This window comes from Streptomyces sp. NPDC094034 (assembly GCF_040303865.1).
GTDB lineage: Bacteria > Actinomycetota > Actinomycetes > Streptomycetales > Streptomycetaceae > Streptomyces.
In genome coordinates, this window is record NZ_JBEOUD010000029.1 from 26,292 (window position 1) to 51,198 (window position 24,907).

The following is a 24,907-nucleotide window of genomic DNA, read 5'->3' on the forward strand; positions in this document are numbered from 1 at the left end:
TCTTGGCGGTCAGGACCTGCCCCATTGCGGAGCTCGTTTCGTACTTGCCGCCAAGCACGGATGATCTGCGGAAGCTTCGACAACACCTCGCTCACCTGTGTCAGCAGGAGCGTGAGACAACCGAAGGCGGCAAGGATGACGAGGCTTAGGTTGTCCCAACTCACCGGGTGACCCCCGACTCCTGCTGCAGGGGGGCTCGCCGTCCGTACAAGCGCAAGGTCGCGTCACCCAACCGGACTTCGAAATGGTCGCCGGCGTCGCGAGCAATGGCATCGAAGACGCCGACGGGAGAAGCGGTCAGGGACGCGGCCACATCTTCGACGTAAGAGAGGCCGTTCCACTGAAACGTCCATCGGTGCCCGTATCCCTGCAACTGCTTCTTGTGTCGATCTTCACCTCTGTCATTGGACCAGCCGGGCCGCGTCAGCGGGTCGGAGAACCAATTGCCGATCGCGCATCTACCTTCGGAGTCCTGTGCGGCGATGCGGCACGTCAGACCCGTAAACAGCCGTTCGGCGTCGTCGCTCATGGCAGGGACTTCTTCTAACTCTGCCCCATCGGCTAACTCTGCCCCATCGGCTTCTGCGCAGGGCTTGTCGAGGGGATAGAAATCCCATCGAGGCGATGGGCGCAGCTTCCCGCCCCAGGTCCCGGAAGGGCTGCTGGTGATGACGAGTTGAGCCCCAGTGGGGAGATGGCGTGCCACGTATGAACGCAAGGCGCGAAGCCTACGCTGCTCGGGCGAGCAGGTGTCCAGACCGAGGGAGCCGTCACGCGGTACGGCGTCCTGAGCGGCTGACCTGGGTTCACTCAGGTACTGCATCCGAGTGCGGGCAATTGTCTTTGTGGTGTTTCTGGGCATGCGAATACCTCGCGCCAACCCGGCTGGCACTTCAGGTCACATACCTAGTGAGCCCACGAATGATTACCGCGGAGCTGAGCAAACCCCGCCCATGCGCAGCGTCCCAGGGGGCCGGGCCCGTAGGAAGATGCCGCCCACCGACTCTCCGCGAGCCGGATGTATTGATGGTATTCCCCATTGCAGGGGCTTATCCGCCCCAAGCCCGTCAGCTACCGGGTGGTCCAGATGGTGGAATTACGCGAGCAGGGCCCGGCGGGAAATCCAGTCGAGGGCGGCTGCCCCGAGCCTGTCGGGCGCTTCGAGCAATGCCGCTTCCACTGCCGCGAGGTCTGTCAGAGCCCCGGGTGCGTCCGACCGGTCCAGCACGGCGAGACGCTCCATACCTGAGGTGACGGCGCCGGGCCAGCCCGGCATACCGAAGTGAGTCGGGGCCTTGAACGCGGCCGAAGCGGCTCTGTGCAGGAGCGCCGCTCGCCAGCCTCGTTCACGCATCACGTTCGCGGTGAACCAGACCCGGTCGTCGACGTGCTGTACGAACTCCGCCACGGATTCGGACACCGACCGCAATGCGAAGCCCGAGCCGCCGGCCCAGGGAAGGTCCACGTCGGAGGCGACGGCCACGAACGCGAGCAGCACCTCGGGCCCGTCGTCCTGCGCGGCCACCAGCGCCGTGCGGGCCCTGCGGTACAGATCGACACTCTGCGCGAAGATCTCTCCGTCACTTGGTCCGTCGTCTGCCGCGTGGATCATGTCCAGCGGCCCGTCGCGCCAAGCGTCGGCGACCAGGCCGACCGCCGCCGCGCTCACCAGGACGTCCGTGACGTCCGCGTCGATGCCGAAGTGCGCCAGGATCACGGGAGCCGCCTCCTCGATGTCCGGAAGTGGTGAGTCTTTTTCCTCGGCCTCGGTCCTCTCTGAGAGGGCGGTGAGCCGAGGTGTCAGGGGTTCGGTCTCTGCCTGCTCCACGGTGATGCCATGCTCCGAAAGATCGTCGAAGACAGCGTCCGGCCCGCAGTCGATGTGCGTGTAGTCGTGGCGTCCCGAGCAGCCTTCAGAGCATTCGAACTCCTCGCACATCTCCGGCTCCTCAGGCTGCGTGTCGTTGAGAAGGTGATATGCCAGCCGCTCCGCCACCGCCCCCCGCGCCGCGATCATGGCCAGGTTGAGCCGGAAAGTCTCGTCCTTCATCTCCGAGTCTTCACGATCCACAGAACCGGGTGGTTCCGGAGCGTCGGGGAGCCAGGTATGCGCGGACTCCAGCGAGACCAGTAGCCAGGCGACGCGCAGTGCCTCGGTGTCTTCGCCCCGGGCCAGCTCGGCCACGGCCTCAGCGGCCTGCCGCACGCTGCAGAGCCGGGCGAGATGGCGTTTACGTACCGGCATCCAGGCCGCGGACTCCGCTTGCGCGCGCTCGGCGTCGTGTGTGAGTGCTGCGTCGCGGGCCCGCCGTGACCGGGCGACCAACCGAGTTAGACAGGGGTGGCAGCCGAAGAGTCCCGACGTTGGAGTCGGCCCGAGCGGTACAGGCGACCGATCCTCAAAGGGCTTGTCGCAGAGGCAGCAATCCAGCGCACCCACCTGGCGGGAGGTGGGCACAGTCGGAAGTGCGGACCGGATCATGGCATGGGCATAGTCAGGGATGTGCATGGGGCAACTCCTTGGGAAACTGCGCCGGTTCGCTCACGACGCTGACTCCATGCTCAGGTCCGTATTCGAGTGCTTGTCGGTGTTTGACACCCAGGACGGCAAGTTGGCGAAATCTGACGTGTGGCCCTTTGCCTGCGAGTTCTACACTCTTGGCGCTATCTGACGGTCATCCTGCCGTCACATGAAAGGCCGAAGGGATCTGTCGTTTCGTGACCACCGATACCGTCTCTCCTTCGAACGAAGCTCACCAGGAGCTGGTGCGCGCCCTGGAAGAACTTCACCGGGCGGCGGGCCGCCCCGGCATGCGAAAGGTGAGCACCCTGATCGCTGAGGGTGTCCACCCGGCGGTCGTCAGCCATGAGGGCGTCCGTACGACTCTCAAGGGCCTGAACGTCCCGCGCTGGGAGACCGTGCAGTCGATCGTGGCGGTGCTCGCCGCTGCCTGCGTGGACCCGCCCCGGGATCCGACGGCCGAGGTGGCGCGGTTCCTGCCCCTATGGCGCGCGGTGCGGGAGGGAGAACCGGGTGGCATGAAGTCGGCCCGAGAACTGGCGCTGTCACAGGGTTGGGGCACGGATGACGGGCGGTGGACCGCTGAGGCGGTCGTCGGCATGATGATCAACCCGTTCAATGCCATTGAGATTGCTCCCTCGCTCGCGGTGCCGCACGAGCCGGCGATCTCGGAGGACGAATGGGTGCAGGTCGGTGTTCGCCTCATCGAGGAGAACGGAGCCGAGTTTGCCCTGCGTGCCCTCCTTCGAACTCTGAAGGGCGACTACTTGGGCGCTGAGGATGGCAGCCCCTTCGGCTACCGCTATCCGGACCAGGAAGCGGTCGAAATGCATACGGCCTTCCGCTACGGCTGCGACCGGGCACTCCAGCGCCTGGCAGTGGAGCCGAACCTTCTTCAGCGGTCGATCAGCGCCATGCATGCCGACAAGACCATGGACCGTGAGGACCGCATCGAGATGCTGCGCGCCGAATCGGATGTGTCCTTGATGAGAGAGGTGATGACGGCGACCCCGGAGACCTGGCATGAACTCTCTGAGGAGGCCCACCATCAGGTCTTCGGCTATCTCATCAAAGAGATCGGCCCGGTGGGCAGATTCGGGCTTCCACCGGACCAGCGGTTCCGCATCAGCTGGCGCATCCCCGAGCCGCCGACGGCGTAGGTTCCTCGTGGGGGCTTTCGTTCCCCAAAGCAGCTGCCACATCTTTAGGCAAAACGAGCGTTGACTCCACACTCTGGGTGGAGTCAACGCTCGTTGCGATCGGCTGTTGCTTTCGAGCTCGAACTCTACATCTTAGATGTCGAAGTACAGCTCGAACTCGTGCGGGTGCGGGCGCAGTTGGATCGGGGCGATTTCCTTCGTGCGCTTGTAGTCGATCCACGTCTCGATCAGGTCCGACGTGAAGACGCCGCCCGCCTGCAAGTACTCGTTGTCCGCCTCCAGCGCGTCCAGGACCGCCGGGAGGGACGTCGGGACCTGGGGGACGCCCGCGTGCTCCTCCGGGGCGAGTTCGTAGAGGTCCTTGTCGATCGGCTCGGCCGGCTCGATCTTGTTCTTGATGCCGTCGAGGCCCGCCAGGAGGAGGGCCGAGAAGGCCAGGTACGGGTTCGAGGACGGGTCCGGGGCGCGGAATTCGACGCGCTTGGCCTTCGGGTTCGAGCCCGTGATCGGGATGCGCATGGCCGCCGAGCGGTTGCGCTGCGAGTAGACCAGGTTGACCGGGGCCTCGAAGCCGGGGACCAGGCGGTGGTACGAGTTCACCGTCGGGTTGGTGAAGGCCAGCAGCGACGGGGCGTGCCTGAGGATGCCGCCGATGTAGTAGCGGGCGGTGTCCGAGAGGCCCGCGTAGCCCTGCTCGTCGTAGAAGAGCGGGGTGCCGCCCTGCCACAGGGACTGGTGGACGTGCATGCCGGAGCCGTTGTCACCGAAGATCGGCTTGGGCATGAACGTCGCGGTCTTGCCGTTGCGCCAGGCCACGTTCTTCACGATGTACTTGAAGAGCATCAGGTCGTCGGCCGCGGCGAGCAGCGTGTTGAACTTGTAGTTGATCTCCGCCTGGCCGGCCGTGCCGACCTCGTGGTGCTGGCGCTCGACCTGGAGGCCGGACGCCTCAAGCTCCAGGGAGATCTCGGCACGCAGGTCGGCGAAGTGGTCGACCGGCGGGGCCGGGAAGTAGCCGCCCTTGTAGCGGACCTTGTAGCCGCGGTTGTCCTCAAGCGCACCGGTGTTCCAGGCGCCGGCCTCGGAGTCGATGTGGTAGAAGCCCTCGTTCGCGGTGGTGTTGAAACGCACGCTGTCGAAGACGTAGAACTCGGCCTCGGGGCCGAAGTACGCGGTGTCCGCGATGCCGGTGGAGGCGAGATACGCCTCGGCCTTCTTGGCGATGTTGCGCGGGTCGCGGCTGTACTGCTCGCCCGTGATCGGGTCGTGGATGAAGAAGTTGAGGTTCAGCGTCTTGTCACGCCGGAAGGGGTCCAGCCGGGCCGTCGACAGGTCCGCGCGCAGCGCCATGTCCGACTCGTGGATGGCCTGGAAGCCGCGGATCGACGAGCCGTCGAAGGCCAGCTCCTCGGCCGGGTCGAACGCCTTCGCCGGGATCGTGAAGTGCTGCATCACGCCAGGAAGGTCGCAGAAACGGACGTCGACGAACTTGACGTCCTCGTCCGCGATGAACTTCTTGGCCTCGTCGGCGTTCTGGAACATCCAGCTCCTCCTCCTCCCGACCCAGGGAGGGGCGGGGGTTATCGGTCGTGCGGCCAGTGCGGTGGCACACGCTGGACCCGACCATAGGTTTCCGGGATTTCTCCAGCATGACCCATTTGTTTCGCCGAAGTTAACCAGCCCGGGTGCGCGCCGGGGCGTACGACGCCTCCGCACACCCGACGCCCACCCCCACGTACCCGTGCGGGTACGTGGGGGTACCCGCGGCTACCCCGTTCCCGTGGCCGAGAACGTGTCCCAGTACCGTGGACGGGTGGACAACAGGCAAGCAATCGGATCGTGGCTCTCCGGCCCCCGCGCGGCGGCCGAGGACATGGGCGTCGACTTCGGCTACCGGGGTGAGCGGCTCGGTCTGCCGGAGCACGGACCGGGCTCCGTCGCCCCGCTCGGCCGGCGCTTCGGTGCCCTCTTCGTCGACTGGGCGCTGTGCATGCTGATCGCATACGGGCTGCTCGCCGGGGGTGACTGGCAGGCATCGGGCAACTGGGCCCTCGGCGTCCTTCTCGTACTCAGCGTGCTCACCCTCGGTACGGTCGGCTTCACACCCGGCAAGCGCCTCTTCGGCCTGCGAGTCATCACCGAGAGCGGCGAGCGGATCGGATTCGGCCGGGCGTTCGTACGCAGCGCGCTGCTCTGCCTCGCCATCCCCGCGCTGATCTGGGACCGCGACGCCCGCGGGCTGCACGACCGCCTCGCCCGCGCCGTACAGGTGCGGATGTAGATCTGCGGATGTGGATCCCGGCTGTAGATCCCGGCGCCCAGCCGCCGCAACGGGTGAAGCACAGAGCGCGGATGAGCACGATGAGCACATAGAGAGGGCGGTCCGGAACCTCGTTCCGGACCGCCCTCTGATGCTCTGACACTCTCCAAGCTGTGTGCCCAGCCGCGTACGCGAAGATCAGCGCGGCTTTCCGCCGCCGCCCTTCGGCATCCGCATGCCCTTCGGCATCGGCCCCTTCGGCAGCGGCATATTGCTCATCAGGTCGCCCATCGCCCGCAGCCGGTCGTTGGCCGCCGTCACCTGCGGGCCCGCCAGCACCCGGGGCAGCTTCAGCATCGTCGTACGGACCTTCTTCAGCGGCACCTGGCCCTCGCCGTCACCGACGATGATGTCGTGCACCGGCACGTCCATCACGATGCGCGCCATGCGCTTCTTCTCGGCCGCCAGCAGCCCCTTCACCCGGTTCGGGTTGCCCTCGCCCACCAGCACGATGCCCGCCTTGCCGACGGCCCGGTGGACGACGTCCTGGTTGCGGTTCATCGCCACCGCGGGCGTGGTGGTCCAGCCGCGTCCGACGTTCTCCAGGACGGCCGCCGCCGCTCCCGGCTGGCCCTCCATCTGTCCGAAGGCGGCTCGTTCGGCGCGGCGGCCGAAGACGATCGCCATCGCGAGGAACGCCAGGATGAAGCCCAGGATGCCCAGATAGATGGGGTGGTTGATCAAGAAGCCGATCGCGAGGAAGACACCGAAGGTGACGATTCCCACACCCGCGACGACAAGACCGACCTTCGAGTCGGCCCGCCGGGTCATCTTGTAGGTAAGGGCGATCTGCTTCAGTCGCCCCGGGTTCGCAGCAGTGTCTGCGTTTTCCTTCCTCGCCATGCCCAGAAGTTTACGTGGCGCGGGAAGTGGCCTCGGACACGGCCTCCAGTACATGCTCCGCCTCGACCCGGTCCTTGGCCCTGCGGCGGTCCTCCAGCACGGCCGTCCAGGCGTTTCGGCGGGCCGTGCGCTGGCCGCCGCTCAGGAGCAGGTACTCCACGGCGCGCAGCGCGGTGGAGACGGAGGGCAGCACCATGCGGGTGCGGGGGGTGGCCGCGGCCACCACTTCGGTGACGGGTCGTACCGGCGCGACCTGCATGGCGGCGGTCCCTTCAGGAGCGGTGAAGGTGAACGTGAACGTAGCGGCGAAAGCGCGGACACCTGTACGCGGAACGTGCATTCAGGGTCACTCACTGGTGTTACCAGTGCGTGACCCACCGGTCAAACGCGAATGAAACCCTGACGCGGCCCCCGGACCACCCCGCGGACGCGGCCGCGGCCCGTACGCCCCCATGACCTGCGGGATCGTACGGGCCGCGGGACGACTCGTCTCTACTGCCCGGTAATCGCTTGTGCTCAGGTTCACACAGCCTGGCCGGGGCCCGAATCCCTTATCAGGCCTGGGCGGTGACGGCCGCGCCGCGCCGCTCCATCGCCTGCTGGTACAGCCGGCCCGCGCGGTACGACGACCGCACCAGCGGTCCCGACATCACACCCGAGAAGCCGATTTCCTCGGCCTCGTCCTTCAGCTCGACGAACTCGTGCGGCTTCACCCAGCGTTCGACCGGATGGTGACGTACGGACGGACGCAGATACTGCGTGATCGTGATCAGCTCGCAGCCCGCCTCGTGCAACTGTCGCAGCGCCTCGCTGACCTCGGCGCGCTCCTCGCCCATCCCCAGGATCAGATTGGACTTGGTGATCAGGCCCGCCTCACGGGCGCGTGTGATCACTTCGAGGGAGCGCTCGTACCGGAACCCCGGACGGATCCGCTTGAAGATCCGCGGCACCGTCTCGACATTGTGCGCGAGCACCTCCGGCCGGGACGAGAAGACCTCGGCCAGCTGCTCGGGTACGGCGTTGAAGTCCGGGACGAGCAGCTCGACCTTGGTGGCGCCGCTCTCGCGCCCCGCCGTCTGCGCGTGGATCTGGCGCACGGTCTCCGCGTACAGCCAGGCGCCGCCGTCCTCCAGGTCGTCGCGCGCGACGCCGGTGATCGTGGCGTAGTTCAGATCCATCGTGACCACGGACTCGCCCACGCGGCGCGGCTCGTCGCGGTCCAGCGCGTCCGGCTTGCCCGTGTCGATCTGGCAGAAGTCACAACGCCGGGTGCACTGGTCACCACCGATGAGGAAGGTCGCCTCGCGGTCCTCCCAGCATTCGAAGATGTTCGGACAGCCCGCCTCCTGGCAGACCGTGTGCAGCCCCTCGCTCTTCACGAGGTTCTGCAGCTGCTTGTACTCGGGACCCATTTTCGCCCGGGTCTTGATCCACTCGGGCTTGCGCTCGATGGGGGTCTGGCTGTTCCGGACCTCCAGGCGCAGCATCTTGCGTCCGTCGGGTGCGACAGCGGACACGTCCGGCACCTCTCTCTGCTGGCGCGGCATTCGATTCTTCGGCGAACACCAGGTTACGCCCGATATTTGCGTGGCATTACGTGTGGCCAACCCGTGGCCAGAGGGACACATTCCCCCGGTCGGCCCAGCAGCCGCGTACGCCCCGGGCCGTGTGTACGTCCTAAGCGCTCGCGCGCTCGACAGCGCTCGCGCGCTCGACCTCGCGCGGCTTCGGCTCCGCGTGCTCCAGTACGTCCCGCAGATGCCTCTCCACCACCGGGACGACCTCCTCCACCGTGATCTCCCGGCCCAGCTCATACGCCAGGGAGGTGACGCCCGCGTCCCGGATCCCGCACGGCACGATCCGGTCGAACCAGGTGTTGTCCGGGTTCACATTGAACGAGAAGCCGTGCATGGTCACGCCCTTGGCGACCCGGATGCCTATCGCCGCGAGCTTGCGGTCCTCCCGGCGCTGGCCCGCGTTGGACGGCGCGTACTGCGGACCGTTCAGCCGCGGGTCGAACTCCTCGTCCGCCACCCGTGGGTCGAAGTCCAGCGAGAGCCCGCCCGTGGCCGGCCGTCGCGCCACCGGATCCCCGAGCACCCACACCCCGCTGCGGCCCTCGACCCGGGAGGTCTCCAGACCGAACTCGGCGGCCGTACGGATCAGGGCCTCTTCGAGCCGGCGGACATGCTCCACGACATCCACCGGGCGCGGCAGCTTCAGGATCGGGTAGCCCACCAGCTGGCCGGGGCCGTGCCAGGTGATCTTCCCGCCGCGGTCGACATCGACGACGGGGGTGCCGTCCAGGGGGCGTTCACTGTCCGCCGTGCGCCGTCCGGCCGTATACACCGGCGGGTGCTCCAGCAGCAGACAGGTGTCGGGGATCTCGTCCGCGAAGCGGGCCGCGTGTACCCGGCGCTGCTCCTGCCATGCCTCCTGGTACTCGACGGAATCCTCGCCGAACCCCAGGCGGATGTACCGCAGCTCACTCACGGCAGTGCCTCCTTAGAACCTTCACCGTGCACGTATCGCGCCCTCGCCACTGTACGGCGGGCCCTCGGCGGCGAGCCGGGCAGGTGCTCCCGGGCACCTCCCGCGGGTTCCCCGAGGGGCCTGCGCCGGATCACTCACGCGGTCCCTTCAGGACCGCCGCCGCCCGCCTGTCAGCAACGCCCTCGATCCTCACACGAACGGATGAATATCGGACGAAGCCGCCGGTGAAACCGGTCACTGCTACTAAATTCGCGCCGTTCCATGAGGGCTGCTCCCCGGGCCCGGAAGGCAGGAGACCGTACAGCTGATGTCGGAACGACCTCCGCAGCGCATCCCCAACCGCCAGCTCGCCGCGCTCATCTCAGAAGCCGGTTTCTCCCACGCCGGTCTCGCCCGTCGGGTGGATCAGCTCGGTCTGGAGCACGGCCTCGATCTGCGGTACGACAAGACGTCGGTGACCCGCTGGCTGCGCGGGCAGCAACCACGCGGCACCACCCCCGCACTGATCGCCGAGGTCTTCACCCGCCGCCTCGGCCGCCGGCTCTCCGCCCAGGATCTCGGCCTGGACGCCTGCGCCCCCGTCTACGCGGGCCTCGAATTCGCCGCCACCCCCGAGGAGGCCGTCGACATCGTCGGCGGACTCTGGCGCAAGGACTCCGGCAGCCACAGCGAACTGCGCAAGATCGCGTTCACCCCGGCCGGGCTGGTCGTCCCCAGCCGCGACTGGCTGATCGGACGCCCCGACGAGCGGGTGGCCCATCCGGCCGCCGTCCCGCACAACGGCGCCCGCGTACCCACCCAGGCAAGAGCCGCGTCCTCGGCCGTCCCCCGGCAGCGCACCGAACGCGCCGTCGGCCAGCGGGTCACCACCGGGGACATCGAGGCCCTGCGCTCGGTCGGTGACCTCTTCCGCACCCTCGACCACGCCTATGGCGGCGGGCACGCCCGGCAGGCGCTCGTCCGCTATCTGGAGCACGAGGCCGAGCCGATGCTGCGCGGTCTGTACGGGGAGAGCACCGGGCGCAGACTCTTCGCCGCCGCGGCCGATCTGACCCGGCTCGCGGGCTGGACCTCGTACGACATCGCCGCCCATGGCCTCGCCCAGCGCTACTTCGTCCAGGCCCTGCGGCTCTCCCAGGCGGCGGGCGACCGGGCGTACGGTTCGTACGTCCTGACCACCATGAGCCGCCAGGCCGTCTATCTCGGCCACGGCCGGGAAGCCGTCCAGCTGGCCCGCGTCGCCCAGCAGGGCATCGGCGCGTCCGCACCTCCGGTCGTCCAGGCGCTGCTGCACTCCGCCGAGGCCCGCGGACACGGCGTCCTCGGTGAGGTACGGGCCTGTACGGCCTCCCTCGTACGGGCGGAACGCGCCCTGGGGACGGCGCGCCCCGGCGACGACGTCCCGCACTGGGCCCGCTTCTTCGACGAGGCGCAGCTCGCCGACGAGTTCGGGCACTGCCACCGCGACCTCCAGCAGTACCGCGCCGCCGTCCAGCACGCCGAACGCTCACTCCAGTTGCGCTCCCCGGCGTTCGCGCGCAGCCGTCTCTTCTGCCGTGTCGTGCTCGCCTGCGGCCGTCTGGGCCTCGGTGAGCTGGACCAGGCGTGTCTGCTGGGCGCGGAAGCGGCGCAGCAGGCCACCGAGATGCGGTCGGCGCGGGCGGTGGAGTACGTACGGGACTTCGAACGGCGCCTGGAGCCCTACCGGGACGCGGCCGCCGTACGGAACTACCGCGACCGGGTCGCGGCACTCGGCTGAACCGCTCGGCATCCACCGCGAGTTGAGCCGGTCCCGCCCGAGGTGAGTCGGCACCCGGACGGGACCGGAGCCCCTGATGTGCGCGGGCGAGTTACGCCACCGCCGCGCGCCGCGCCGACCCGTACGCGGGGCGTACGCCCAGATCGCGCAGGATCGCGTGCGCGGCGCGGCGGCCCGAGAACAGCGCGCCCTGGACCGTGTTCGTATCGCGGTGATCGCCGCACACATACAGCCCCGACAACAGCCGTACGGGGCGGCGCAGATCGTGGGGCGGCGGCATCGCGGGCACCGCCTCCGGGTCGTGGTGGACGGCCAGCAGCTCCCACTCGTCGGTCGGCGTCCCGTAGAGCCGCGCGAGCTGCGCGCGGACCGTACGGTCGAGCACGGCGGCCGGGGGAGGGGGCCCGAGCACCGTCGACGAGATCAGCACACGACCCTCCGGCGCGCGCGAGGGGTCCACCGCGCTCATCACGGCCGTATGTGCCACCGGTCCGCTCCGGTCGGCGTCCAGCAGCAGCGTCGGATCGGTCAACGGGGCCGCGGGCGCGGTGTGGTGCAGCACCGTCACCGCGTGGAAGTCCGGCACCCGAAGCCCCGGCAGCAACTCGGCCGCGGCCCGCGCGCCCGTCGCCACCACGAGCGAGCGGCAGGTGATCTCGCCGTGCTCCTTGGTGGTGACACCGGAGATCGACGCGTCCGTCACACACACATCCGTACGGACCGTGCCCTGCGGCAGCGCCCGCGCCAGCAGTTCGGGCAGTACGGAGGAGCCACCGGCGGTCACACACAGCCTGCCCCGGGCGAACGCGCGCAGCGCGAGGTCGGCGCACCGGCTCGACGTGGTCAGCTCGGGGTCGCAGAGCAGCGCGGACAGCAGCGGGCGGACAAAGCCGTTGACCGTACGTGTGGGCAGCCCCCGGACCGACAGGGCCTCCAGCGCGGTGCGTTCGGGGCGGGCCAGCAGCCGGGAGGTCGGCGTCGTCGCGAGGCGTCCGAGGACCGCGCCCAGCCGCGCCTGGTCGACCGCGCCGCCGAGCGGTGGGCGGGGGGCGCTCGCCAGGGCGCGCGCCACTGTCAGTGCGCTCCGTGCGCTCCCTACGGCCCCGGTCCGGTAGTTCCGCCCGTCGCTGTGCACGACCACCCCCGGCGAGAACATCCGCAGTGCGGCGCCCTCCAGACCTGGGGTGCGCAGCAACTCCGGATACGAGGTGGTGAGCAGCCGCCCGCCGCGGTCGAGCCGGAAGCCGTCGACCCGGTCGGTGGCCATGCGACCGCCGACGCGGGGAGCGGCCTCCAGGACGCTGACTCTCACCCCGGCGCTGGTCAGATGATGAGCCGCGGCCAGACCCGCGAGGCCGGCTCCGATGATGACGACGTCTGCGTGGTGCGCGCTGCTGAATGCGGTGCTGAGCACGTGCCCCTCCCCGAGGTCGGCGCGGCTGGGTGGGGCCTGATGCGCGCATCAGGCCCCTGGAACGCCCGAGTTGGGTCGAGAGTAGGGAGGGAGGGGACGGGGGGCGGACGCGCGCGACGGGGGTCACGGAGGCATGGGGGGCGGTTCCGCCGTCCGGCGGGGGGTGGGGGCGCGGGGCGCGGTGGGTGGTGCCGGGGGCCGGGGCCTCCGGAGGTCCGTGTCCGGACTGCGCTGCGTTCGATATGCGACTCCGTCGCGTGGTCACCGTGCTTCGCACGAGTTGCGACGCTTTACGTCCGGACACGCACCTCCTCCGACCCCGACCCCCTCCCGCCCGTGGGCGCACTCGGCCTCGTGCCCGGCCGGGCCAGTCCGTGACGGGCGGTGAAGGGGGGCGCGCAGGGATCGTGTCCGGGACGTAGAGCGTGATTTGTGGCGCACGAACGCCCGAACCAACGACTGGCCAGAACGCGCCGTAAATCATGCAGTCCAGGACGCGAACCCGGAGCGCACCCCGGCGACAACCCGCACACAACCACCGGCCCCAGCCGAAACGCACCGCGTCAACCGCCCCCGCCGGACGCCGCGCGTACCGCCTCCTCGATCGTCGGGAACGCGAACCTGAAGCCCGACTCCAGCAGCCGCGTGGGCACCACCCGCTGGCTGCCCAGGACCTCCGCCGACAGCTCGCCCAGCACCACCCGCAGCGCCACCGCCGGCACCGGGAACGGCGTCGCGCGGTGCAGGACGCGGCCCATCGCCGCCGTGATCTCGCGGTTCGTGACGGGCTCCGGCGCGGTGAGGTTCACCGGGCCCTCCAGGGCTTCCGTGTCGATCAGATGCCGCAGCGCCGCCACCTCGTCGTGGAGCGCGAAAAAGCTCCAGTACTGGCGTCCCGAGCCGAGCCGTCCGCCCAACCCCGCGCGGAACAGCGGGAAGAGCCGGCCCCAGGACCCGCCGCCGCGCGCGACCACGAGGCCCGTGCGCGCGAACACCGTTCGTACGCCCGCCTCTTCGGCCGGTCGGGCCGCTTCCTCCCAGTCCACGCAGAGCGAGGCCAGGAATCCGTCGCCCGGAGGCGCGCTCTCGTCCACCTTGCGGTCCCCGGTGTCGCCGTAGAACCCGATGGCGGATCCGCTCACCAGCACTCGGGGCGGCTGGTCGAGCGTGGCGACGGCCTCCGCGATGGCGGCGGTGCCGAGGATCCGGCTGTCGCGGAGTTCCTTCTTGTAGGCCTCGGTCCAGCGGCGGTCGCCGATGCCGGCTCCGGCGAGATGGACGACTGCCTCGCAGCCGTTGAGGCGGTGGGCGTCGACCCGCTGGCGCAGGGGGTCCCACTCGACCTCGTCGGCGGTCCGGACGGGGCGCCGCACCAGGCGGACCACCTCGTGGCCGTCGGCGTGCAGGGAGCGTGCGAGTGCCGTACCGATGAGCCCGGTGGAACCGGTGATCGCGATCCTCATGGGACCCATCCTGCCCGTGGAACGGCCCATGGCACAGTTGCGCCATGTCCGACGCACAGATACGTCCCGCACTCCTTTCCGACGATGGCGCCCTGGGTGAGCTCGACCGGGCGACCTGGTCGTCGCTGCACGCCGTGTCGCCGCGGCCGGAGCCGCCCTACGGTCCGTTCTTCGACGCGCTGCACCGGCCCGAGGACTTCCTGGTCGCGGAGGTCGATGACGAGCGGATCGCCGGCTATGTCCGGGTGGTGCCGCCCACGCCGCTCGCCAGTAACGCGCATGTGCGGCAGATACAGGGGCTCGCGGTCCACGAGTGGGCGCGGGGGCGCGGGGTGGCCCGCGCACTGCTGCGCGCGGCGGCGCTGCACGCGCGCGACCAGGGGGCGCGGCGGCTGACGCTGCGGGTGCTCGGCCACAACGCCCCGGCGCGGGCGCTGTACGAGGCGGAGGGCTATGTCGTCGAGGGGGTTCTGCCCGGGGAGTTCTTCCTCGACGGCGAGTATGTGGATGATGTGCTCATGGGGATCTCGCTGACGGACAGCCCTTAGCGGATCTACTCGCCGCCGAAGCGTTCCGAGAGCCGCGGGAAGCGCTCGGCGAGCGCCGCCTCGTCCTCGAAGTCCAGCGGTGTGCCCTCCGGTTCGGCCGGCTGCGAGGCGATGCCCAGGGCGGGTGCCACCACGCCGGTCAGCTGCTCGTACGCCTCGTCCGCCGCGTACCCCAGCTCCTCGCCGTCCCCGTCGAGGTCGGGGTCGAAGTCGTCCAGCAGCTCGGCCAGCGCGTCCGGATCGTGCAGCGCGCCCTCGAAGATCTCGCGGCCCTGGCCGATGAGCCAGCAGCGGAAGTAGTCGAAGGCGTCGTCGCTGACGCCGCCGAGCAGAACGGCGGCGGCGCCCCACAGGTCCCAGCGGTACGCGCGGTTGTAACGCGACTCGAAGTGGCGCGAGAAGTCCAGTACGGAGTCGGGGTCGAGTCGCAGCAGCCGCTCGACCAGCTGATCGGCCTGGTCCTCGGGGTCGCCCTCGGCGGCCTCGCGGGCGCTGTCGACGATCTCCCAGAACTCCGTCTCGTCCATCACGGGTCAAGCATCGTGCTTACGGGAGGGCGGCGCACGCGGAGCCACGGATTGTGAGCCGTTTCGTTGCCGGATGTTCGGGTACGCCGACGCCGCGCGGCGGCCCCGTCACTCGTACAGCGTCCGCATCCGCCGTGCCGCCTCGGCGAAGCGGTCCCGCAGGGTGTCCGGTCGCAGGACCTCCACGTCCGGTCCGAGCGTGAGGAGCTGGGCGTACGCCACGTCCTCCGATTCCACCGGCAGGGCGAGCGTGAGCAGACCCCGGTCGTCCGGTGGACCGGCCGTCGCCAGCGCCTCGCGGGCGGCCACGCGGTCGACGGCACGCGGCAGCAGCCGGGCGCCGTCCGCCGAGAGCCGGACCACGATCTCCGTACGCAGCAGGGAGCGGACGAATTCGGTGGCGCGCTCCTCCCAGAATCCGGGCAGATCGAAGGACTCATCCCGAGAAAAACGTTCCTGCAAGGTCTCCGCCGAGGTGAACCGGTCCACCCGGTAGACCCGGAAAGCCCCCTGGGAACAGGCACAGACGTACCAGACACCGGCCTTCAGCACGAGACCGTACGGAGCCAGCTCCCGCTCCACCTCGGCGTCCTCGCGGCGGTAGCGCGCCGCGACCAGCCGGTCGTCCCAGACCGCCTCGGCGAGGACCGGCAGCAGCTCGGGCGTCTCCGGCTCGTGGTACCAGCCCGGCGCGTCCAGATGGAAGCGTTGCGCCGCCGAGTCCGAGGCGCCCCGCAGCGACGGCAGCAGCGCCGCCGACACCTTCAGCCGGGCCGCCGACGAGACATCGTCGAGCCCCATCTCCCGCAGCGCGCCCGGCACTCCGGAGAGGAACAGCGCCTCCGCCTCGTCGCGCGCCAGCCCGGTCAGCCGGGTGCGGTAGCCGCCGACCAGCCGGTAGCCGCCGGTTCTGCCGCGGTCCGCGTAGACCGGGACCCCGGCCTCGGAGAGCGCCTGGGCGTCCCGGGTGATGGTCCGCTCGGACACTTCGAGCTCCCGGGCCAGTTCGCCCGCGGTCATGGAGGGCCGGGACTGGAGCAGGAGCACCATCTTGATCAGCCGAGCAGCACGCATTGCACCATGATGCCGGGAGCCCCCGCCACACCGTGACAGGGGCTCCGCGGCAATCAGCGGGCCGTGAGCGACCCGACGGGCTCAGAGGCCGTAGCGCTCGCGGGCCTCCACCACCCGCTCCGGCTTGACCTCGCCCCGGCGGGCCAGCTGCGCCAGCGCCGCGACCACGATCGACCGGGCGTCCACACCGAAGTGACGGCGGGCCGCCTCCCGGGTGTCGGAGAGACCGAAGCCGTCCGTACCGAGCGAGGTGTAGTCCTGCTCGACCCACTGGCTGATCTGGTCGGGTACCTGACGCATCCAGTCGCTGACCGCGAGGACAGGACCGGGCGCGCCGGACAGCGCGCGCGTCACATACGGCACCCGCTCCTCGCCGCGCAGCAGCGCCTCGTCGGCCTCCATCGCGTCCCGGCGCAGCTCGCCCCACGACGTCGCGGACCAGACATCGGCGACGACGCCCCAGTCGGCGGCGAGCAGTTCCTGCGCCTCCAGGGCCCAGTGGATCGCCGTACCGGACGCCAGCAGCTGGGTACGGGGGGCGTCGGCCGCGGCCGGGGTGCCCTCCTTGAAGCGGTACAGGCCCTTGACGATGCCCTCCTCGACACCCTCCGGCATCGCGGGCTGCGGCATCGGCTCGTTGTAGACCGTCAGGTAGTAGAAGACGTCCTCGGCCTCGGGGCCGTACATCCGCCGCAGGCCCTCCCTGACGATCACGGCGATCTCGTACGCGAACGCCGGGTCGTAGTTGAGCGCGGCCGGGTTGGTGGACGCGATCAGATGGGAGTGGCCGTCGGCGTGCTGGAGGCCCTCGCCGGTCAGGGTCGTACGGCCCGCGGTGGCACCGACGATGAAGCCCTTGCCGAGCTGGTCGGCGAGCTGCCACATCTGGTCGCCCGTACGCTGCCAGCCGAACATCGAGTAGAAGATGTAGAAGGGGATCATCGTCTCGCCGTGCGTCGCGTACGACGTCGCCGCGGCGATGAAGTCCGCCATCGAACCGGCCTCGGTGATCCCCTCGTTGAGGATCTGGCCGTCCTTGGCTTCCTTGTAGTACATGATCTGGTCGCGGTCGACCGGGTCGTACGTCTGGCCCAGCGGCGAGTAGATGCCGGCCGACGGGAACAGCGCCTCCATACCGAAGGTGCGGGCCTCGTCCGGGACGATCGGGACCCAGCGCCTGCCGGTCTCCTTGTCCCGCATCAGGTCCTTCATCAGCCGGACGAACGCCATGGTGGTCGCCACGGACTGCTTGCCCGAGCCCTTGTAGACCGCCTGGAACGGCTTGTCCGACGGCTCGGGCAGGGCCACCGCGTGCACCCGGCGGGCCGGCGCGGGGCCGCCCAGCTCCGCGCGGCGCTCCTGGAGGTAGCGCACCTCGGGCGAGTCGGCGCCGGGGTGGCCGTACGGTACGAGGCTGTCGTCCAGCTTCGAGTCCGGGATGGGCAGGTCGAGCAGGTCCCGCATGGCGCGGAACTGGTCGCCCGAGAGCTTCTTCATCTGGTGATTGGCGTTGCGCGACTCGAAGCCGGCGCCGAGCGTGTAGCCCTTCACGGTCTGCGCCAGGATGACGGTCGGGGCGCCCTTGTGCGCGAGGGCCGCGCGGTAGGCCGCGTACACCTTGCGGGCCTCGTGGCCACCGCGCGAGGTGTAGAAGCACTCGGCGATCTTCGCGTCGGGCAGCAGCTCGGCGAGAGCGATGAGCGCCGGGTCCACACCGAAGAAGTGCTCGCGGATGTAGGCGACATCGCGGGTCGCGTACGTCTGGAACTGCGCGTCGGGCACCTGGCGCAGCCGGCGGACCAGCGCCCCCGTGGTGTCCAGCGCGAACAGCTCGTCCCAGGCCGAGCCCCACAGCGACTTGACGACATTCCAGCCGGCGCCGCGGAACTGCGCCTCCAGCTCCTGCACGATCTTGAAGTTGGCGCGGACGGGGCCGTCGAGCCGCTGGAGGTTGCAGTTGATGACAAAGGTCAGGTTGTCCAGCTGCTCACGGGACGCGAGCGCCAGTGCCGCCGTCGACTCGGGCTCGTCCATCTCGCCGTCGCCGAGGAACGCCCAGACGTGCGAGGCGGAGGTGTCCTTGATCCCGCGGTTGGTCAGATAGCGGTTGAAGCGCGCCTGGTAGATCGCGGAGAGCGGGCCGAGACCCATCGAGACCGTGGGGAACTCCCACAGCCAGGGCAGCCGGCGCGGATGCGGGTACGAGGGCAGACCCTTGCCGCCCGCCTCCTGGCGGAAATTGTCGAGGTCCGACTCGGTCAGCCGGCCGTCGAGGAAGGCGCGGGCGTATATGCCGGGGGAGGCGTGGCCCTGGATATAGAGCTGGTCGCCGGAGCCGTCCCCCTCCTTGCCGCGGAAGAAGTGGTTGAAGCCGGTCTCGTAGAGCCAGGCCGCCGACGCGAAGGTGGCGATGTGGCCGCCGACGCCGTAGCGGGCGCCGCGGGTGACCATGGCCGCCGCGTTCCAGCGGTTCCAGGCGGTGATCCGGGACTCCATCGCCTCGTCGCCGTCGAAGGCGGGCTCCGAGGCGGTGGGGATGGTGTTCACATAGTCGGTCTCCAGCAGCGCGGGCACCGGGACCCCGGCCGTTCCCGCGTGATGGAGGGTGCGCCGCATCAGATAGGCGGCGCGGTGCGGGCCGGCGTGCTCGGTCACGGCGTCGAGCGAGGCCGCCCACTCGGCGGTCTCCTCGGCATCACGGTCCGGGAGCTGGTCGAGCTCGCTCGGAAGTTTGCCTACGGGGTCGGGCATGGTCGCCGCCTTCCGGACAGGAGGGGGGTGGAGAAGAGCCTTGTCTGGCAGGACAGGGCGGAGGACTGGGTGCAGTCCGCCTAAGACTGTAAATCGCTGATCGATGATCGATCAAAGGGTTGAAAGGCAAAACTTCTCGATCTGGAGAAATTGGCATTCCGTGCCGCAGAACGGGGCACCGAGTGACGGAGAGTGAGTCGTGACAGAAGGGGTGAATCAGGCGCGCGGCGCACATCCGAGCACATGGTCCTTCACCAGTGCGCCAATGCCCGGATCCCTTCTGCGGAACGCCTGGACCAGCTCCTCGTGCTCCTCGGCGTACGACTTCTGCACCGTTCCGAGCCAGCGGATCGACAGCGCGGTGAAGACCTCGATGCCCAGCCCCTCCCAGGTGTGCAGCAACACACTGTTACCGGCGGCCCGCACCAGCTCCCGGTGGAAGGCCACGGTGTGCCGCACCTGACCGGTCCCGTCGGCTCTTCGGTCCGCCTCGTACAGCGCCAGTACATGCGGCTCCAGCGCCGAGCAGTCCAGCGCGAGGCGCTCGGCGGCCAGCTCCGCGGCGATCTGCTCAAGACCCGCCCGCACCGGATAGCTCTCCTCCAGATCGGCCGCGGTCAGATTCCGAACCCGTACGCCCTTGTTCGGCGCCGACTCGATCAGCCGCAGACTCTCCAGCTCGCGCAGCGCCTCGCGCACGGGCGTCTGGCTGACCCGCAGTTCGGTCGCGATGCGCCGCTCCACGATCCGCTCACCCGGCTTCCACCGGCCGCTGACGATCCCCTCCACGATGTGCTCGCGGATCTGTTCGCGCAGCGAGTGGATGACGGGCGGGGTCATGAAGCGCTCCTGGGGGCAGCGGTCGATGGATGAACGATACGGCGGCGCGCACCATACGGCGGCGCCCCCGCCCGGAAATGATCCGGGCGGGGGCGCCTTTGCCGTACAGAGTGCCGTCAGGCGTTCGGGGCCTACAGTCCGAGCTCGACCTCGAACTCGCCGGCTTCCAGAATCGCCTTGACCGCCGTCAGATAGCGGGCGGCGTCCGCGCCGTCCACCAGCCGGTGGTCGTAGGAGAGCGCGACGTACGTCATGTCGCGCACCGCGATCGTCTCGCCGAGGTCCGGGTGGTTGATGACCACGGGACGCCGGACGGTGGCGCCGATCCCCAGGATGGCGACCTGGCTCGGCGGCACGATGATCGTGTCGAACAGCGCCCCACGCGAACCGGTGTTGCTGATGGTGAAGGTCGCGCCGGCCAGATCGTCCGGGGTGATCTTGCTCGCCCGGACCGCCGTCGCCAGCTCCGCGGTCTTCTTGGCGATACCGGCGATGTTCAGATCGCCCGCACCCTTGATGACCGGGGTCATCAGACCCTTCTCGGAGTCCACGGCGATGCCGATGTTCTCCGAGTCGAAGTACGTGATCGTGCCCTCGTCCTCGTTGATCCGGGCGTTGATGACCGGGTGGGCCTTCAGCGCCTGGGCCGCCGCCTTGACGAAGAACGGCATCGGGGAGAGCTTGACGCCCTCGCGCGCGGCGAAGGAGTCCTTGGCCCGCGCGCGCAGCCGCATCAGCTTGGTGATGTCCACCTCGACCACGGAGGTCAGCTGGGCCTGCGTGTGCAGCGCCTTCATCATGTTGTCGCCGATGACCTTGCGCATGCGGGTCATCTTGACGGTCTGACCGCGCAGCGGGGACGCCTCCAGCGTGGGCGCCTTCGACGCGGCGGCGGGAGCGGCGGCCGGAGCCTGGGCGGCGGCCCGCGCGGCGGCCTTGGCGGCCTCCGCGGCGGCGATGACATCCTGCTTGCGGATACGGCCACCGACGCCGGTGCCCTTGACCGAGGCCAGGGCGACACCGTTCTCGGCGGCGAGCTTGCGCACCAGCGGGGTGACATACGCGACGTCGTCCCCGGTGGTCGCGGCGGGCGCCGGGGTGACCGGGGCCGGGGCCACGGGTGCCGGGGCGGCCGGAGCGGGAGCCGGGGCCGGGGGAGCGGCCTGGACCGGCACGGGCGCCGGAGCCGGGGCCGGGGCCGGGGCGGCGACGGGAGCCGGGGCAGCGGCCGGAGCCTGCTGGACCGGTGCGGGCGCCGGAGCGGCCGGAGCCGGAGCGGCGGCCGGGGCGGCGCCCGGAGCACCGATCACCGCGAGCTTGGCGCCGACCTCGGCGGTCTCGTCCTCGCCGACCACGATCTCCAGCAGCACACCGGCGACCGGGGCGGGGATCTCGGTGTCGACCTTGTCCGTGGAGACCTCAAGCAGCGGCTCGTCCTCCGCCACCTCCTCGCCGACCTGCTTCAGCCAGCGGGTGACGGTGCCCTCGGTGACCGACTCGCCCAGCGCGGGCAGCGTGACGTCGGTGCCGGAGGCGCCACCGGCCGGAGCGGCGGCGGGCGCGGCGGCCGGAGCGGGGGGCGCGGGAGCCTCGGCCACCGGGGCCGGGGCCGCGGGGGCGGGGGCAGGGGCGGGGACAGTCTGCGTCGGCTGGGCCGCCGCGAGGCCGCCCGTACCGTCGTCGATGATGGCCAGCTCGGCGCCGACCTCCACGGTCTCGTCCTCGGCCACCTTGATGGAGGCCAGCACACCGCCGGCCGGGGCCGGGATCTCGGTGTCGACCTTGTCGGTGGAGACCTCAAGCAAGGGCTCGTCGGCCTCGACGCGCTCGCCCTCGGCCTTCAGCCAGCGGGTGACAGTGCCCTCGGTGACGCTCTCGCCGAGCGCCGGCAGGGTTACGGAAACCGCCATGGTTTCAGTTGCTCCTAACGATGGAGTCTCCCCAGCTCGCGCGGAGCGCCGAGTGAGGGGAAGTGCGGTAGTGGTCGTCGAGCCCGGACTGAAGCATCAGTCGTGGGAGTGGAGGGGCTTGCCGGCCAGGGCCAGGTGGGCCTCGCCGAGAGCCTCGGACTGGGTCGGGTGCGCGTGGATGAGCTGCGCGACCTCGGCCGGCAGGGCCTCCCAGTTGTAGATCAGCTGAGCTTCGCCGACCTGCTCGCCCATACGGTCACCGACCATGTGGACGCCGACCACGGCGCCGTCCTTGACTTGGACGAGCTTGATCTCGCCCGCGGTCTTGAGGATCTTGCTCTTTCCGTTGCCCCCGAGGTTGTACTTGAGGGCGACGACCTTGTCCGCGCCGTAGATCTCCTTGGCCTTGGCCTCGGTGATACCGACGGAGGCGACCTCGGGGTGGCAGTACGTCACCCGGGGCACGCCGTCGTAGTCGATCGGAACGGCCTTCAGGCCGGCCAGCCGCTCGGCCACCAGGATGCCCTCGGCGAAGCCGACATGCGCGAGCTGGAGGGTCGGGACGAGGTCACCGACCGCCGAGATGGTCTCCACGTTCGTGCGCATGTACTCGTCGACGAGGACATAGCCGCGGTCGGTCGCGACGCCCTGCTCCTCGTACCCGAGACCCTCGGAGACCGGACCGCGGCCGATCGCGACGAGCAGTATCTCCGCCTCGAAGGTCTTGCCGTCGGCCAGCGTCACCCGGACACCGTCAGGCGTGTACTCGGCCTTCTCGAAGAACGTACCGAGGTTGAACTTGATGCCGCGCTTGCGGAAGGCGCGCTCCAGCAGCTTGGAGCTGTTCTCGTCCTCGACCGGGACGAGGTGCTTGAGGCCCTCGATGACCGTGACGTCCGTGCCGAAGGACTTCCACGCGGAGGCGAACTCGACGCCGATGACGCCGCCGCCCAGGATGATCGCGGACCGCGGCACCCGGTTCAGCGTCAGCGCGTGGTCCGAGGAGATGACGCGCTCGCCGTCGATCACCAGACCCGGCAGCGACTTCGGTACGGAACCCGTCGCGAGGAGGACATGACGGCCCTGGACGCGCTGCCCGTTCACATCGACGGAGGTGGGGGAGGAGAGCCGGCCCGTGCCCTCGATGTAGGTCACCTTGCGGGAGGCGACCAGACCCTGGAGGCCCTTGTAGAGGCCCGAGATGACCTCGTCCTTGTACTTGTGCACACCGGCGATGTCGACGCCGTCGAAGGTGGCCTTGATACCGAACTGCGCGCTCTCGCGCGCCTGGTCCGCGATCTCGCCGGCGTGCAGCAGAGCCTTCGTGGGGATGCAGCCGTTGTGCAGGCAGGTGCCGCCCAGCTTGTTCTTCTCGATCAGGGCGACGTCCAGGCCCAGCTGCGCTCCACGCAGCGCCGCGGCGTAACCGCCGCTACCGCCACCGAGGATCACTAGGTCGAAAACGGTGCTGGCGTCGTTCGCCACGTCACGTCCTCCATGCATGTGCGCCGGGCGCGGTCCGGTGACCGGGCGGCGGCTGGTCTTCGGCCGCTATGTCTTCGGCCCTGTGGTGGGGGCCCTGTCCTGCCGAGAACCCATCTTCGCACTTGTCGAAGCAAGACGGGACGCGGGGCCCCGGAGGTGAGACGGGCGACATAGTTCTGCCGCCCCCACCCGCCTCCGGAGCCCCGGTCCGCCGGCCTTCGCGCGTGGACCGTGACCCGGCCGGTGCCTCAGCCCAGGTCGCCCGCGGCGATGCGCTCCGCGAGCTTCACGAGCGTACGGATCGAGGAGCCCGTACCGCCCTTGGGCGTGTAGCCGTACGGCGCCCCCTCGTGGAAGGCCGGGCCCGCGATGTCCAGGTGGGCCCAGGTGATGCCCTCGCCGACGAACTCCTTCAGGAAGAGTCCGGCGACCAGGCCGCCGCCCATCCGCTCGCCCATGTTCGCGATGTCGGCGGTGGGGGAGTCCATGCCCTTGCGCAGGTCCGCGGGGAGCGGCATCGGCCAGGACGCCTCGCCCGCCTCCTCCGCGATCTCGTGGATCGAGGTACGGAACGCCTCGTCGTTCGCCATGATCCCGAACGTCCGGTTGCCCAGCGCCAGCACCATCGCGCCGGTCAGGGTCGCCACGTCGACGATCGCGTCCGGGTTCTCCTCGGAGGCCCGGGTCAGCGCGTCGGCCAGGACGAGCCGGCCCTCGGCGTCGGTGTTGAGGACCTCGACGGTCTTGCCGCTGTACATGCGCAGCACGTCACCCGGGCGGGTGGCGGTGCCGGACGGCATGTTCTCCGCGAGGGCGAGCCAGCCGGTGACGTTGACGGGGAGACCGAGCCGCGCGGCCGTGACGACGGCGGCGAACACCGCGGCGGCGCCGCTCATGTCGCACTTCATCGTCTCGTTGTGACCGGCCGGCTTCAGCGAGATGCCGCCCGAGTCGTAGGTGATGCCCTTGCCGACGAGGGCGAGGGTCTTCTCCGCTTCGGGGTGCGTGTAGGCGAGCTTCACCAGCCGCGGCGGGTTGGCCGAGCCCTGGCCGACCCCGAGGATGCCGCCGTAGCCGCCCTTGGCGAGCGCCTTCTCGTCGAGGACCTGCACCTTGATGCCGTTCTCCTTGCCGGCGGCGGTGGCCACGGCGGCGAAGGACTCGGGGGTGAGGTCGTTCGGCGGGGTGTTCACCAGATCACGGGCGCGGTTGACCTCCTCGGTCAGCGCGATCGCGCGGTCGGCCGCGGCCTTGTGCGCCTTGTCGCGCGGCTTGGCGCCCAGCAGCGCCACCTCGCCGAGCGGCCGCTTCGGACCGTTGTCGCCCTTCTTGGCCTTCTTCTCGCCGCCCTGGTACGCGGTGAAGGCGTACGCGCCGAGGAGGGCGCCCTCGGCGACGGCCTCGACGTCCTCGGACGCCTCGATGGGCAGCGCGAACGCGGCCTTCTTCACACCGGACAGGGCACGCGCGGCGACCCCGGCCGCGCGGCGCAGCGGCTCGGCGCCGTACGTCGCGTCCTTCTTCGGGACCGGGCCGAGCCCCACCGCGAGAACGACCGGTGTCTTCAGGCCCGACAGCACGGGCAGCTTGGTCACCTCTCCCTCGGCACCCGTGGCGCCGAGGGTCTCCAGGACGGAGGCGAGCTTTCCGTCGAACGCCTTGTCCACGGCCTCGGCGCCCGGCGCCACGACCGGCCCCTTGGCGCCCTTCGCGACACCGACGACAATCGCGTCGGCGCGCAGCGTCGCCGCCCCGGCAGTGCTGAGAGTGAGAGCAGTCACGGTGGTGAAATCTCGCTT

General features: G+C 69.9%; 20 protein-coding genes. 4 read left to right on the plus strand and 16 right to left on the minus strand.

Going from position 1 to position 24,907, the window contains the following annotated elements:
* Positions 1-160 precede the first annotated feature (160 nt).
* Positions 161-529 carry a hypothetical protein gene (locus ABTZ59_RS23995; protein WP_351413879.1) on the minus strand — a complete coding sequence of 123 codons (369 nt, stop codon included), beginning with the start codon at positions 527-529 and terminating at the stop codon, positions 161-163.
* Between the two features lie 567 nt (positions 530-1,096).
* Complete coding sequence (locus ABTZ59_RS24000) at positions 1,097-2,509, minus strand: hypothetical protein (RefSeq protein ID WP_351413882.1); 1,413 nt, start codon at positions 2,507-2,509, stop codon at positions 1,097-1,099.
* 209 nt (positions 2,510-2,718) lie between these two features.
* Here ABTZ59_RS24000 and ABTZ59_RS24005 point away from each other — a divergent pair, with 209 nt between their 5' ends.
* A complete protein-coding gene (locus ABTZ59_RS24005) occupies positions 2,719-3,681 on the plus strand; it encodes a hypothetical protein (protein WP_351413886.1) in 963 nt (320 codons plus the stop codon).
* Between the two features lie 132 nt (positions 3,682-3,813).
* On the opposite strand, the gene glnA is transcribed toward ABTZ59_RS24005, so the two are convergent.
* Complete coding sequence (gene glnA / locus ABTZ59_RS24010; RefSeq protein ID WP_351413897.1) at positions 3,814-5,223, minus strand: type I glutamate--ammonia ligase; 1,410 nt, start codon at positions 5,221-5,223, stop codon at positions 3,814-3,816.
* Positions 5,224-5,494: 271 nt separating this feature from the next.
* Here glnA and ABTZ59_RS24015 point away from each other — a divergent pair, with 271 nt between their 5' ends.
* The gene (locus ABTZ59_RS24015) at positions 5,495-5,962 is read left to right on the plus strand and encodes an RDD family protein (protein WP_351413904.1); all 468 of its coding nucleotides are present in this window, start codon (positions 5,495-5,497) and stop codon (positions 5,960-5,962) included.
* A gap of 177 nt (positions 5,963-6,139) precedes the next feature.
* Here the strand turns inward: ABTZ59_RS24015 and ABTZ59_RS24020 are convergent, their stop codons facing one another.
* From ABTZ59_RS24020 to lipB, 4 genes are all read right to left on the minus strand, one after another.
* Positions 6,140-6,844, minus strand: a complete 705-nt coding sequence (locus ABTZ59_RS24020; protein WP_351413909.1) for a DUF4191 domain-containing protein — start codon at positions 6,842-6,844, stop codon at positions 6,140-6,142.
* A gap of 10 nt (positions 6,845-6,854) precedes the next feature.
* Positions 6,855-7,103: an SCO2195 family GlnR-regulated protein gene (locus ABTZ59_RS24025; RefSeq protein WP_503003536.1), complete on the minus strand. Its 249-nt coding sequence runs from the start codon at positions 7,101-7,103 to the stop codon at positions 6,855-6,857.
* 295 nt (positions 7,104-7,398) lie between these two features.
* The gene (gene lipA, locus ABTZ59_RS24030) at positions 7,399-8,361 is read right to left on the minus strand and encodes a lipoyl synthase (protein ID WP_351413916.1); all 963 of its coding nucleotides are present in this window, start codon (positions 8,359-8,361) and stop codon (positions 7,399-7,401) included.
* 160 nt (positions 8,362-8,521) lie between these two features.
* Complete coding sequence (gene lipB / locus ABTZ59_RS24035) at positions 8,522-9,337, minus strand: lipoyl(octanoyl) transferase LipB (RefSeq protein ID WP_351413920.1); 816 nt, start codon at positions 9,335-9,337, stop codon at positions 8,522-8,524.
* Positions 9,338-9,644: 307 nt separating this feature from the next.
* Between lipB and ABTZ59_RS24040 the strand changes: the two genes are divergently transcribed.
* Entirely contained in the window at positions 9,645-11,096 is a 1,452-nt protein-coding gene (locus ABTZ59_RS24040) for an NsdA family TPR-like regulatory protein (protein ID WP_351413925.1), read from the plus strand.
* A gap of 91 nt (positions 11,097-11,187) precedes the next feature.
* Here ABTZ59_RS24040 and ABTZ59_RS24045 read toward each other — a convergent pair whose 3' ends face one another.
* Together ABTZ59_RS24045 and ABTZ59_RS24050 are read right to left on the minus strand one after the other, a co-directional pair.
* A complete protein-coding gene (locus ABTZ59_RS24045) occupies positions 11,188-12,510 on the minus strand; it encodes an NAD(P)/FAD-dependent oxidoreductase (RefSeq protein WP_351413933.1) in 1,323 nt (440 codons plus the stop codon).
* A gap of 563 nt (positions 12,511-13,073) precedes the next feature.
* Positions 13,074-13,982, minus strand: coding sequence for a TIGR01777 family oxidoreductase (locus tag ABTZ59_RS24050; protein WP_351413940.1), 909 nt, complete (start codon positions 13,980-13,982; stop codon positions 13,074-13,076).
* A 35-nt stretch (positions 13,983-14,017) separates the two neighbouring features.
* On the opposite strand from ABTZ59_RS24050, the gene ABTZ59_RS24055 reads away from it, so the two are divergent.
* Positions 14,018-14,521 carry a GNAT family N-acetyltransferase gene (locus ABTZ59_RS24055; RefSeq protein ID WP_351413951.1) on the plus strand — a complete coding sequence of 168 codons (504 nt, stop codon included), beginning with the start codon at positions 14,018-14,020 and terminating at the stop codon, positions 14,519-14,521.
* Positions 14,522-14,526: 5 nt separating this feature from the next.
* On the opposite strand, the gene ABTZ59_RS24060 is transcribed toward ABTZ59_RS24055, so the two are convergent.
* From ABTZ59_RS24060 to ABTZ59_RS24090, 7 genes are all read right to left on the minus strand, one after another.
* On the minus strand, positions 14,527-15,048 hold the full coding sequence (locus tag ABTZ59_RS24060; RefSeq protein WP_351414438.1) for a DUF4240 domain-containing protein: 522 nt from the start codon (positions 15,046-15,048) through the stop codon (positions 14,527-14,529).
* Positions 15,049-15,156: 108 nt separating this feature from the next.
* Positions 15,157-16,122, minus strand: coding sequence for a helix-turn-helix transcriptional regulator (locus tag ABTZ59_RS24065; protein ID WP_351413958.1), 966 nt, complete (start codon positions 16,120-16,122; stop codon positions 15,157-15,159).
* An 81-nt stretch (positions 16,123-16,203) separates the two neighbouring features.
* Entirely contained in the window at positions 16,204-18,873 is a 2,670-nt protein-coding gene (gene aceE / locus ABTZ59_RS24070) for a pyruvate dehydrogenase (acetyl-transferring), homodimeric type (protein WP_351413967.1), read from the minus strand.
* Positions 18,874-19,089: 216 nt separating this feature from the next.
* Positions 19,090-19,713 carry a GntR family transcriptional regulator gene (locus ABTZ59_RS24075; protein WP_249950878.1) on the minus strand — a complete coding sequence of 208 codons (624 nt, stop codon included), beginning with the start codon at positions 19,711-19,713 and terminating at the stop codon, positions 19,090-19,092.
* A gap of 131 nt (positions 19,714-19,844) precedes the next feature.
* Complete coding sequence (gene sucB, locus ABTZ59_RS24080; protein WP_351413978.1) at positions 19,845-21,623, minus strand: 2-oxoglutarate dehydrogenase, E2 component, dihydrolipoamide succinyltransferase; 1,779 nt, start codon at positions 21,621-21,623, stop codon at positions 19,845-19,847.
* 96 nt (positions 21,624-21,719) lie between these two features.
* Positions 21,720-23,108 (minus strand): dihydrolipoyl dehydrogenase, encoded by a 1,389-nt coding sequence (gene lpdA, locus ABTZ59_RS24085; RefSeq protein WP_351413987.1) that lies wholly within the window; start codon positions 23,106-23,108, stop codon positions 21,720-21,722.
* 248 nt (positions 23,109-23,356) lie between these two features.
* Positions 23,357-24,889 (minus strand): leucyl aminopeptidase, encoded by a 1,533-nt coding sequence (locus tag ABTZ59_RS24090; protein WP_351413994.1) that lies wholly within the window; start codon positions 24,887-24,889, stop codon positions 23,357-23,359.
* Positions 24,890-24,907: the final 18 nt, after the last annotated feature.